The 12,044-nt window shown below is 72.1% G+C and carries 8 protein-coding genes and 1 riboswitch; all 8 genes read left to right on the forward strand.

Annotated features, from left to right (window positions below; genetic code table 11):
* Positions 1-458: 458 nt before the first annotated feature.
* Positions 459-1,691, forward strand: a complete 1,233-nt coding sequence (locus FNH04_RS30270; RefSeq protein ID WP_152788964.1) for an inorganic phosphate transporter — start codon at positions 459-461, stop codon at positions 1,689-1,691.
* A 19-nt stretch (positions 1,692-1,710) separates the two neighbouring features.
* The gene (locus FNH04_RS30275) at positions 1,711-1,932 is read left to right on the forward strand and encodes a hypothetical protein (protein WP_152788965.1); all 222 of its coding nucleotides are present in this window, start codon (positions 1,711-1,713) and stop codon (positions 1,930-1,932) included.
* 175 nt (positions 1,933-2,107) lie between these two features.
* Positions 2,108-2,247, forward strand: a riboswitch (cobalamin riboswitch).
* Positions 2,248-2,357: 110 nt separating this feature from the next.
* Positions 2,358-3,359 carry a cobalamin biosynthesis protein gene (locus tag FNH04_RS30280; protein WP_322724252.1) on the forward strand — a complete coding sequence of 334 codons (1,002 nt, stop codon included), beginning with the start codon at positions 2,358-2,360 and terminating at the stop codon, positions 3,357-3,359.
* Entirely contained in the window at positions 3,356-4,864 is a 1,509-nt protein-coding gene (locus tag FNH04_RS30285) for a cobyric acid synthase (protein ID WP_152788966.1), read from the forward strand. Before FNH04_RS30280 ends, FNH04_RS30285 begins: the two co-directional genes overlap by 4 nt.
* Positions 4,861-8,532, forward strand: coding sequence for a cobaltochelatase subunit CobN (cobN, locus tag FNH04_RS30290; protein ID WP_194236868.1), 3,672 nt, complete (start codon positions 4,861-4,863; stop codon positions 8,530-8,532). The genes FNH04_RS30285 and cobN overlap by 4 nt, the downstream gene beginning before the upstream one ends.
* A 169-nt stretch (positions 8,533-8,701) precedes the next feature.
* A complete protein-coding gene (locus FNH04_RS30295; RefSeq protein WP_322724254.1) occupies positions 8,702-10,717 on the forward strand; it encodes a putative cobaltochelatase in 2,016 nt (671 codons plus the stop codon).
* Positions 10,717-11,316: a cob(I)yrinic acid a,c-diamide adenosyltransferase gene (gene cobO / locus FNH04_RS30300; RefSeq protein WP_152788967.1), complete on the forward strand. Its 600-nt coding sequence runs from the start codon at positions 10,717-10,719 to the stop codon at positions 11,314-11,316. Before FNH04_RS30295 ends, cobO begins: the two co-directional genes overlap by 1 nt.
* 7 nt (positions 11,317-11,323) lie before the next feature.
* The coding region (locus tag FNH04_RS30305; protein WP_322724257.1) for a cobyrinate a,c-diamide synthase at positions 11,324-12,044 on the forward strand (721 nt) is incomplete at its 3' end.

Raw genomic sequence — 12,044 nt, forward strand, 5'->3', positions numbered from 1 at the left:
CCGCCGCACCCTCGTGCGCTCCCCGCGTGCCCCGCGCGCCTCGCCAGTCCCGTCCGTCCCGTTCCTGATCAGCCATGCCGCGATCCTGCCAGGCGCGCGGGCGTGTCCGGCAGCGCGCGGGCTCCCGTACGTGAACGGTTCGCGAACGGGTGGCCGAGCACCGCACCACCACAAGAGCTCCGGGAGCGGACGCGCCCGGAGCCCGTCGAGGCATTTGAGCGGAGAGCGGAGCGCCGGACGGTATACAGAGGGTATGCGGAACGCAACACTCCGCATACGTTCGAGCAACATCCCCCTGTCACCACCAGTCCCAGCGCCTCAGGCACCATCCCCGGCCACCACAAACGGAATGACTGCGCCCCCATCGATACACCCATCGGTCCGACCCAGTTCACCTTCCGTTCATCCAGGTTGCCTACGGTCCACATGCCAATGACGTCCAACAGAAGCCCGGGTAAATGGAAAACTTCTCGCTGATCCTCGCGATCGTGGTGGTCACTGCGCTCGCGTTCGATTTCACGAACGGTTTCCACGACACCGCCAACGCGATGGCCACCACCATCTCGACCGGCGCGATGAAGCCCAAGGTCGCGGTGGCCATGTCCGCCGTGCTCAACCTTGTCGGCGCGTTCCTGTCCATCGAGGTCGCCAACACGATCTCCAAGGGTCTCGTCGACGAGACCGGCATACGGCCAGAGGTGATATTCGCGGCGTTGGTCGGCGCGATCCTCTGGAACCTGCTGACCTGGCTCGTCGGACTTCCGTCCAGTTCCTCGCACGCCCTCATGGGCGGCCTGATCGGCGCGACCGTCGCCTCGGCCGGTATCGGCGCGGTGCACGGGGACGTCCTCGTCACCAAGGTGCTGATCCCCGCCGTCGCCGCCCCGCTGGTCGCGGGCATCGCCGCGATGATCGCCTCCCGGCTGACGTACACACTCGGCAAGAACGCCCACGAGAAGGCCACGTCCAAGGGCTACCGCGCCGGCCAGATCACCTCCGCCGGCCTGGTCTCGCTGGCCCACGGTACGAACGACGCGCAGAAGACGATGGGCATCATCACCCTGGCCCTGGTCGCCGGAGGCGCGATCGCTCCCGACTCCGACCCGCCGGTCTGGGTCATCCTCTCCGCGGGTGTGGCCATCGCGCTCGGCACCTACCTGGGCGGCTGGCGCATCATCCGCACCATGGGCAAGGGTCTGACCGACCTTCAGCCGCAGCAGGGCTTCGCCGCCCAGACCAGTGCCGCGACGGTCATCCTGGCCTCGTCCCACCTCGGTTTCTCCCTGTCCACGACGCACTCCGTCTCCGGTGCCGTGATGGGCGCGGGTCTCGGCCGCAAGGGCGGCGTCGTCCGCTGGTCCACGGCCACCCGGATGTTCGTGGCCTGGGGCCTGACGCTTCCGGCCGCGGCCCTGGTCGGCGCGGGAGCCGAGTGGGTCACGTCCTTCGGCACCTGGGGGACGACGCTGGTCGCCGTCTTCCTGGTCGCGTCCAGCGCCGCGATCTGGCTGATGTCCCGGCGCGAGGTCGTCGACCACACCAACGTCAACGACACCGAGGAGCCCCCCGGTGTGGTGACCACGGCCATGGCCGCCGTCGCCCCGCCGCCCGCCGGCGTCCACGACGACCTCTCGGCCACGATCTCCGCTCCCGCCGAGGCCTCGGCGAAGCCGTCGGCGACCGCTCTCTGAGCAAGGAGAAACACACAGCATGCACATCGACTGGGCAGCCCTCGGCTCCGTCTTCGGAGTCAGCCTCGTGGTGACCGTGGCCCTCGTCGGCCTCTTCACCCTCGGCATCGTCGGCCTCTCCAAGCGCGAAACGGCCACGGCTTCCGGCGACTCGGCGGTGGTCGCGACGACGGCGGCGTACGCGTGCTTCGCCGCGTGCGCGGCGGCGGTGGCGTACGGGATCTATCTGATCGTGGCCTGACGGCGACGAGTTGACGACGGGTGGGGTGCGGGACGGATCGACGTCCCGCACCCCACCCGTATGCGTACGCACCCCACCCGTATGCGGTGTGCGCCCCGCTCGTGCGTGGTCTGCGCCCCGCTCGTGTGTGGGCCTCAGCACACTCCCCCGCCGCAGGTCAACGGCAAGTTGACGGCTCTTCCGGGGGCGTGGTGGACTGCCGGAGCCATGTACGGCGGCAGGAGAGGAAGCCGGTGGAAGTCCGGCGCGGTCCCGCCACTGTCACCGGGGTGAACAGCCCCGGGAGCCAGGAACTCTCACCGCCGGTCTCGTCGAACCAGGGCGTGGACACCCTGAGTGAGGACATATCGCCATGCTCGGCTGCCGTTTGAGATTCCGCGAGTTCCGCTCCGGCGCCCCGTCCGCTCCGCCGGTCGGCTGACCCGGTGCGTGCCGACCGCGTCTTCGCGTACGGCGCCGCCGCCGGGCTCCTCGGTGACCTGCTTCTCGGCGATCCCCGCCGGGGGCATCCGGTCGCCGCGTTCGGGCGGGCCGCGGGTGCCGTGGAGCGGGTGCTGTGGCGGGACCACCGGGGGTGGGGCGCACTGCACACCGCCGTGTGCGTCGGGGGCGCCGTGTCCCTCGCCGCCGTCGCCGCCCGCGCCGCACGGACCTCCCCCGCCGCCTCCGCCGTGCTCACCGGTGCCGCCACCTGGGCCGTCGTGGGCGGAACGTCACTCGGGCGGGAGGCCCGGGCCATCGGGCGTGCGCTGGAGGACGGTGACGTCGAGGGAGCCCGTGCGCGGCTGCCCCATCTGTGCGGGCGGGATCCGCAGGCGCTCGACGCCGACGGGATCGCCCGTGCCGTCGTCGAGTCCGTCGCCGAGAACACCTCCGACGCCGTCGTGGGCGCCCTCGTGTGGGGTGCCGTGGGCGGTGTGCCGGGGCTCGTGGGCTTCCGGGCCGTCAACACCCTCGACGCGATGGTGGGCCACAGGTCGCCCCGGCATCTGCGGTACGGGTGGGCCTCCGCACGGCTCGACGACCTCGCCGGGTGGCCGGGCGCCCGGCTCACCGCCGCGCTCGCCGTCCTCTCCGGCGGCGAACCGCGCGGCGCCGTGCGCGCCTGGCGCACGGACGCGCGCAAGCACCCGAGCCCCAACGCCGGTCCCGTGGAGGCCTCGTTCGCGGGGGCGCTCGGCGTACGGCTGGGCGGGACCCTGTCGTACGGCGGGCGCGTCGAGCACCGGCCGGTGCTGAACGGGGACGGGCGCGCCGTCGAGGTGCGGGACATCGAACGGGCCGTACGGCTGTCACGGCGGGTGAGCTGGCTGGCGCTCGGCGCGTGCGCCGGAGCACGGCTCCTCGCGCGCCGTGCCTTCACGACGGGGCGCTTCACGAAGGGGCGCTTCACGAAGGGGCGCTTCACGAAGGGACGTACGTCATGAGCGGCGGGCTGCTGGTCGCCGGGACCACGTCGGACGCCGGCAAGAGCGTCGTGACGGCGGGGATCTGCCGGTGGCTGGTCCGGCAGGGCGTCAAGGTCGCGCCCTTCAAGGCGCAGAACATGTCCCTCAACTCCTTCGTCACGCGCGAGGGCGCCGAGATCGGCCGGGCCCAGGCCATGCAGGCCCAGGCGTGCCGTGTCGAACCGACCGCGCTGATGAACCCCGTCCTGCTCAAGCCTGGTGGCGAGCAGAGCAGTCAGGTCGTGCTGCTGGGCAGGCCGGTGGGCGAGCTGAGTGCGCGCGGGTACCACGGCGGCCGGCAGCAGAAGCTCCTCGGGACCGTGCTGGACTGTCTCGCCGAGTTGCGGGGCACGTATGACGCGGTGATCTGTGAGGGGGCCGGCAGTCCCGCCGAGATCAATCTGCGGCGGACGGACATCGTGAACATGGGGATCGCCCGGAACGCCCGGCTCCCCGTGCTCGTCGTCGGCGACATCGACCGCGGAGGTGTCTTCGCCTCCTTCTTCGGGACGGTCGCCCTGCTGTCGCCTCAGGACCAGGAGCTGGTCGCCGGGTTCCTCGTCAACAAGTTCCGCGGGGACGTCTCCCTGCTGGAGCCGGGCCTGGACATGCTGCACGGCATCACCGGGCGGCACACGTACGGCGTGCTGCCCTTCCGCCACGGCCTCGGCATCGACGAGGAGGACGGGCTCCGCGTCTCCCTGCGCGGGACGGTACGGGAGTCGAACGTCGCCCCGCCGCTCGGCGAGGACGTGCTCCGGGTCGCCGTCTGCGCGATCCCGCTCATGTCCAACTTCACGGATGTCGACGCGCTGGCCGCCGAACCCGGTGTCGTCGTGCGGTTCGTGGACCGTCCCGAGGAACTGGCCGACGCCGACCTCGTGGTGGTCCCGGGCACGCGCGGGACCGTACGGGCGCTGGAGTGGCTGCGGGAGCGGGGGCTGGCGGAGGCCATCGTGCGCAGGGCCCGCGACGGCCGTCCCGTGCTCGGCGTCTGCGGTGGCTTCCAGGTGCTCGGCGAGCACATCGAGGACGAGGTGGAGAGCCGCCGTGGGCACGTCGACGGGCTCGGGATCCTGCCCGTGCGCGTGCGGTTCGCGCGCGAGAAGACCCTCACCCGGCCGGTGGGCGAGGCCCTGGGCGAGCGGGTCGAGGGGTACGAGATCCACCACGGGATCGCCGAGGTCGAGGGAGGCGAACCCTTCCTGGACGGCTGCCGGGTCGGCCACACGTGGGGCACGCACTGGCACGGCTCGCTGGAGTCGGACGGTTTCCGGCGGGCCTTCCTGCGCGAGGTGGCCGCCGCCGCGGGCCGCCGCTTCGTACCGGCCCCCGACACGTCGTTCGCCGCGCTGCGCGAGGAACAGCTCGACCGGCTCGGCGACCTGATCGAGGAACACGCGGACACGGACGCGCTGTGGCGGCTCATCGAGTCGGGCGCGCCGCAAGGACTGCCCTTCATTCCACCGGGAGCGCCCGCATGAGCACTGGCACTGTGTTGTTGTTGTCGACCGCCGACACGGATCTGCTGGCGGCCCGTGCCTCCGGCGCGCCGTACCGGATCGGCAATCCGACCCGGGTGGATGTCGCGGAGGAGCTCCCCGCGCTCCTCGAGGGCGCGGACATCGCCGTCGTACGCCTCCTCGGCGGCAAGCGCGCCTGGGAGGAGGGGCTCGCCGCCCTCAGGGCGTCCGGCGTCCCGACCGTGCTGCTCGGCGGAGAGGCCGTGCCCGACGCGGAGTTGATGGCCGAGTCGTCCGTACCGGCGGGTGTCGTGGCGGAGGCGCTGCGGTACCTCGTCGAGGGCGGGCCCGCCAACCTCACCGAGCTGGCCCGGTTCCTGTCCGACACCGTGCTGCTGACCGGTGAGGGCTTCGTCGAGCCGCGGAAGATGCCGGAGTACGGGGTCCGTGGCGAGCGTGCCTTCGTGGACGGCCGGCCGACGGTCGGCGTGCTCTTCTACCGGGCCCATGAACTCAGCGGCAACACCGCCTTCGTGGACACCCTGTGCGAGGCAGTCGAGGCGCGGGGCGCCAACGCCCTCCCGGTGTACTGCGGTTCGCTGCGCGGCGCGGACGCCGGGCTGTACGAGATCCTCGGCCGGGCGGACGCGCTCGTCGCCACCGTACTCGCGGCCGGCGGTACGCACGCCTCGCAGGCGTCGGCGGGCGGCGACGAGGAGGCCTGGGACATCGGCGCCCTCGCCGAACTCGACATTCCCGTACTGCAAGGGCTCTGCCTCACCTCGTCGAGGAGCGCCTGGGAGGAGTCCGACGCCGCCCTCTCCCCCATGGATGCGGCGATGCAGGTCGCGATCCCGGAGTTCGACGGACGGCTGGTCACGGTCCCCTTCTCCTTCAAGGAGCAGGGACCGGACGAGGTTCCGGTGTACGTCGCCGATCCGGAGCGGGCGGCGCGGGTCGCCGGGATCGCCGTACGGCACGCGCAGCTGAGGCACAGGGCGAACGCCGAGAAGAAGATCGCGCTCGTCTTCACCGCCTACCCGACCAAGCACTCGCGGGTCGGCAACGCGGTGGGCCTCGACACGCCCGCCTCGGCGGTACGGGTACTGGACGCGCTGCGTGACGCCGGGTACGTCGTCGAGGGTTACCCGGCGGGCGGCGACGAGCTCATCCACCGGCTCATCGAGGCCGGCGGTCACGACGTCGAGTGGCTGACGGAGGAGCAGCTGGCCGCCGCGCCCGCGCGCGTGCCGCTGGCCGACTACCGGGCGTGGTTCGACAAGCTCGACCCAAAGCTGCGGGACGGGATGCTGGAGGCGTGGGGCGAGCCGCCGGGCGGTCTGTACGTCGACGGGGACGAGATCGTCCTCGCCTCCCTCCGGTTCGGGAACGTCGTCGTCATGATCCAGCCGCCGCGCGGCTTCGGCGAGAACCCGATCGCGATCTACCACGACCCGGACATGCCGCCCTCGCACCACTACCTGGCCGCGTACAGGTGGCTGGAGGCCGCACCATCGGAAGGGGGCTTCGGCGCCGACGCCATCGTGCACATGGGCAAGCACGGCACGATGGAGTGGCTGCCGGGCAAGGGCCTCGGGCTGAGCGGCGGGTGCGCGCCGGACGCCGTCCTCGGCGACCTGCCTCTCGTCTACCCCTTCATCGTCAACGACCCCGGCGAGGGCACCCAGGCCAAGCGCCGCGGACACGCCACGGTCGTGGACCATCTCGTCCCGCCGATGGCCCGCGCCGACACGTACGGCGACCTGGCCAAGCTGGAGCAGCTCCTCGACGAGTACGCGCTCGTGTCCGATCTGGACCCGGCGAAGGCCCCGGCCGTACGGGCGCAGATCTGGACGCTGGTCAAGGCCGCCGAGCTGCACCACGACCTGCACGTGGACGAGCAGCCCGAGGACGGCGACTTCGACGAGTTCGTCATGCACATCGACGGTTATCTGTGTGAGATCAAGGATGTGCAGATCCGGGACGGGCTCCACATCCTGGGGGGCGGGCCGGTCGGTGAACCGCGCGTGAATCTCGTGCTGGCCGTGCTGCGCGCCTCGCAGGTGTGGGGCGGGCAGGCGAACGCCCTGCCGGGGCTGCGGGCCTCGCTGGCCGGGCACTTCGGGCTGGTCGAGAAGGAACTGCTGGCCGAGCCCGGGGCGCCCGTGAAGGTGCCCGTCGAGCTGACGGAGCTGGTGGACGGGCCGTCCCGTACGGCCGCCGACGCCATCGACCTGCTGGAGCAGCTGTGCCGGCGGGTCGCGGAGGGCATGGAGGAGCGCGGGTGGGACGTGGCGGCCGTGCCGTCCCTGGTGCGGGACGTGCTCGGCACCGAACTCCCGGACGGCGTCGCGGTGCTGGAGTTCGCCTGCCGTGAGGTGGTGCCCCGGCTGGCCCGTACGACGGACGAGATCGACCACATCCTCCGCGCCCTGGACGGCGGTTACGTGCCCGCGGGTCCGTCGGGTTCGCCGACGCGCGGTCTGGTCAACGTCCTGCCGACCGGCCGGAACTTCTACTCGGTCGACCCCAAGGCCATTCCGTCCCGGCTGAGCTGGGAGGTCGGGCAGTCCCTCGCGGACTCGCTGGTCGCCCGTTATCTCCAGGACACCGGTGAGTACCCGAAGTCCGTGGGCCTCACGGTGTGGGGTACGTCGGCGATGCGCACCCAGGGTGACGACATCGCGGAGATCCTGGCGCTGCTCGGGTGCCGTCCGGTGTGGGACGACGCGTCGCGGCGCGTGACCGGGTTCGAGGTGGTGCCGCCGCATGAGCTCGGGCGGCCGCGCATCGACGTCACGGTCCGTATCTCCGGCTTCTTCCGGGACGCGTTCCCGCATGTGGTCGGGCTGATCGACGACGCGGTGCGCGCGGTCGCGGAGCTGGACGAGCCGGCCGAGTCCAACTACGTGCGGGCGCACGCGGACCAGGACACCGCTGAGCACGGGGACCGGCGGCGGGCCACGGCTCGGATCTTCGGGTCCAAGCCGGGGGCGTACGGGGCGGGGTTGCTGCCGCTGATCGACGCGCGCAACTGGCGGTCCGACGCGGACCTCGCCGAGGTGTACGCGGTGTGGGGCGGTTACGCGTACGGGCGCGGGCTCGACGGGCGGGCGGCCCGGGGGGACATGGAGACGGCGTTCCGGCGGATCGCGGTGGCCGCGAAGAACGTGGACACGCGCGAGCACGATATCCACGACGCTGACGATTATTTCCAGTACCACGGCGGCATGGTCGCCATGGTGCGGCATCTGACGGGGGCGAGCCCCGAGGCGTACGTGGGTGACTCGGCGACTCCGGACCAGGTGAGGACGCGGACGCTGGGCGAGGAGACGCACCGTGTGTTCCGGGCGCGGGTGGTCAACCCGCGCTGGATGGCCGCGATGCGGCGGCACGGGTACAAGGGCGCCTTCGAGATGGCGGCGACCGTGGACTACCTCTTCGGGTACGACGCGACAGCCGGGGTCGTGGACGACTGGATGTACGAGAAGCTGGCGTCCGAGTACGTGTTCTCGCCGGAGAACCAGGATTTCATGCGGAAGTCCAACCCGTGGGCGCTGCGAGGCATCACCGAGCGGCTGCTGGAGGCGGCGGACCGGGGGCTGTGGGCGGAGCCGGACCAGGAAACGCTGGACCGGCTCCGGGCGACCTACCTCGAACTCGAGGGAGATCTGGAGGGAGACGCGTGATCTCCCCGGAAACCCCCGCGGCTGCGGGGAGCACACACGGGACGGCCGTGAGGGCAACCTCGTGCTCGGATCACCCCCGCGTCAGCGGGGACCGGAGCAGCAGCCTGGCAGCCTCATCGGCTTTCGGCACCCTGCCATCGCATGAGCTACTCGAAGGAGTGACCGCGGCGTGAGTACTCCGTTTCCGTTCACGGCCGTCGTCGGGCAGGACGACCTGCGGCTCGCGCTGCTGCTGAACGCGGTGTCGCCCGCGGTGGGCGGTGTGCTGGTGCGCGGCGAGAAGGGCACCGCGAAGTCCACGGCGGTGCGGGCGCTTTCGGCGCTGTTGCCCGAGGTGGACGTGGTGTCCGGGTGCCGTTTCTCGTGTGATCCGGGCGCGCCCGACCCCGCCTGCCCGGACGGGCCGCACGAGGCCGGGACCGGTACGGCACGTCCCGCGCGCATGGTCGAGCTGCCTGTCGGTGCCTCCGAGGACCGGCTCGTGGGCGCTCTCGACATCGAGCGGGCGCTGGCCGAGGGTGTGAAGGCGTTCGAGCCGGGGCTGCTCGCCGACGCGCACCGCGGGATCCTCTATGTCGACGAGGTCAATCTCCTCCACGACCATCTCGTCGACCTGCTGCTCGACGCCGCCGCCATGGGCGCCTCGTACGTGGAGCGCGAAGGTGTCTCCGTACGGCATGCCGCCCGTTTCCTGCTCGTCGGGACCATGAACCCCGAGGAGGGGGAGCTCAGGCCCCAGCTCCTCGACCGGTTCGGGCTGACCGTCGAGGTCGCCGCCTCGCGGGAGCCCGACCAGCGCGTGGAGGTCGTGCGGCGGCGGCTCGCCTACGACGACGATCCGGAGGGTTTCGCGGCACGGTGGGCCGACGAGGAGGCCGCCGTGCGGGCGCGGATCGTGGCGGCACGGGAGTTGCTGCCGTCGGTGCGGCTGGGCGACGGTGCGCTGCGGCAGATCGCCGCGACCTGTGCCGCCTTCGAGGTGGACGGGATGCGCGCCGACATCGTGATGGCTCGGACCGCGACCGCGCTGGCCGCGTGGGCCGGGCGGGCCGAGGTGCTCGCCGAGGACGTGCGGCAGGCCGCGCTGCTCGCGCTCCCCCACCGGCGGAGGCGCAATCCCTTCGACGCGCCGGGGCTCGACGAGGACAAGCTCGACGAGACGCTGGAGGAGTTCGGGGGCTCCGAGGACGGCGACCCGGATCCCGATCCCGGTCCCGACGGGCCCGGTGGGGGTGGTGGGCAGCCGGCGCCGGACGAGGGTCCGCAGGGGGGTGACTCCGCCGCGCGGCCCGAGGCCGGTGAGGGTGAGGGCGACGAGCCGCAGTCCTCCGTGGGCGGCGGCGAGCAGGCGCCCGTACGGGCCGCGGAACCGTTTCGTACGAAGGTGCTGAGTGTGCCCGGGCTGGGCGAGGGTGCGGCCGGGCGGCGTTCGCGGGCGCGGACCGAGCACGGGCGGACGACCGGGGCCCGGCGGCCCCGAGGGGCGCTGTCCAAGCTGCACCTGGCGGCGACCGTGCAGGCCGCCGCGCCGCATCAGCGGGCGCGAGGCCGCACTGGATCCGGACTTCTCCTGCGTCGTGACGATCTCAGGCAAGCGGTGCGAGAAGGCCACGAATCCAATCTCGTGCTCTTCGTCGTCGACGCCTCCGGGTCGATGGCCGCCCGGCAGCGGATGGGTGCCGTGAAGGGTGCCGTGCTGTCGTTGCTGCTCGACGCGTACCAGCGGCGCGACAAGGTGGGGCTCGTGACCTTCCGCGGGTCGGCGGGCGAGGTCGCGTTGCCGCCCACCTCGTCCGTGGACGCGGCCGCGGCCCGGCTGGAGTCGTTGCCCACGGGTGGGCGGACTCCGCTGGCCGCGGGGCTGCTGAAGGCTCATGACGTACTGCGGGTGGAGCGGCTCCGCGATCCCGCGCGGCGGGCGCTCGTCGTGGTCGTGACCGACGGGCGGGCCACGGGTGGACCCCAGCCGGTCGAACTTGCCGGGCGGGCCGCGCGGTTGTTCGCCGCCGAGGGGATCGCGTCCGTGGTCGTCGACTGCGAGTCGGGGCCCGTACGGCTCGGGCTCGCCGCACAGCTCGCCGGTGAACTCGGGGGTACGGCCGTGGCCCTGGACGAGTTGCGGGCCGAGTCGATCGCCGGGCTGGTCAAGGACATGCAGCAGGGCAACAGCAGGAGGGCCGCGTAATGCCGCAGGGACAGCCGAGTGTCGTGCCGGACGACGGTCTGACGACTCGCCAGCGCCGTAACCGGCCGCTCGTCGTCGTGCACACGGGGGTCGGGAAGGGAAAGTCCACCGCCGCCTTCGGGCTCGCTCTGCGCGCCTGGAACCAGGGGTGGCCGATCGGGGTGTTCCAGTTCGTCAAGTCGGCGAAGTGGAAGGTCGGCGAGGAGCGGGCGCTGCGTGTGCTGGGCGACAGCGGCGAGGGCGGCTCCGTCGACTGGCACAAGATGGGCGAGGGCTGGTCGTGGGTGCAGCGCGACGACCAGATGGACAACGAGGAGAAGGCCCGGGAGGGCTGGGAGCAGGTCAAGCGGGACCTCGCCGCCGAGACGTACAAGCTGTACGTGCTCGACGAGTTCGCGTACCCCATGCACTGGGGATGGGTCGACACCGATGAGGTCGTCGACGTGCTGCGGAACCGGCCCGGCACGCAGCATGTGGTGATCACCGGGCGCAACGCGCCCGAGAAGCTCGTCGACCTCGCGGACCTCGTGACCGACATGTCCAAGGTCAAGCACCCGATGGACACCGGTCAGAAGGGGCAGAGGGGCATCGAGTGGTGATGTCGTGGTGAAGTCCTCGTCGTCCGTTCCCAGGCTGGTCGTCGCCGCGCCCTCCTCGGGCAGCGGCAAGACCACCGTTGCCACGGGGTTGATGGCCGCGTTCGCCGCGCGGGGGCTTGCCGTGTCCCCGCACAAGGTGGGGCCGGACTACATCGATCCCGGGTATCACGCGCTCGCGACCGGGCGTGTGGGGCGGAACCTCGACGCGTATCTGTGCGGGCCGGAGTTGATCGGGCCGTTGTTCGCGCATGGGGCGCGGGGGTGTGACCTCGCGGTCGTCGAGGGCGTGATGGGGCTGTACGACGGGGCCGCCGGGGAGGGTGAGCTGGCGTCCACCGCGCAGGTGGCGAAGCTGTTGCGGGCACCGGTGGTGCTGGTCGTGGACGCCTCGTCGCAGTCGCGGTCCGTGGCGGCGCTGGTGCACGGGTTCGTGTCGTGGGATCCGCAGGTGCGGGTCGGGGGCGTGATCCTGAACAAGGTCGGGTCCGATCGGCATGAGGAGCTGTTGCGGGAGGCGTTGGACTCCGTCGGGGTGCCGGTGTTCGGGGTGCTGCGGCGGGTGGCTCAGGTGGGTACGCCGTCCCGGCATCTGGGGCTGGTGCCGGTCGCCGAGCGGCGGGCGGACGCGGTCGACGCCGTCGGGGCGATGGCGGAGCAGGTTTCCGTCGGGTGCGACCTGGACGCGCTGATGGCGCTGGCGCGGGGCGCGGGTGCGTTGTCCTGTGCGG

Source organism: Streptomyces phyllanthi (assembly GCF_009377205.1).
In the GTDB taxonomy this organism is placed as follows: domain Bacteria; phylum Actinomycetota; class Actinomycetes; order Streptomycetales; family Streptomycetaceae; genus Streptomyces; species Streptomyces phyllanthi.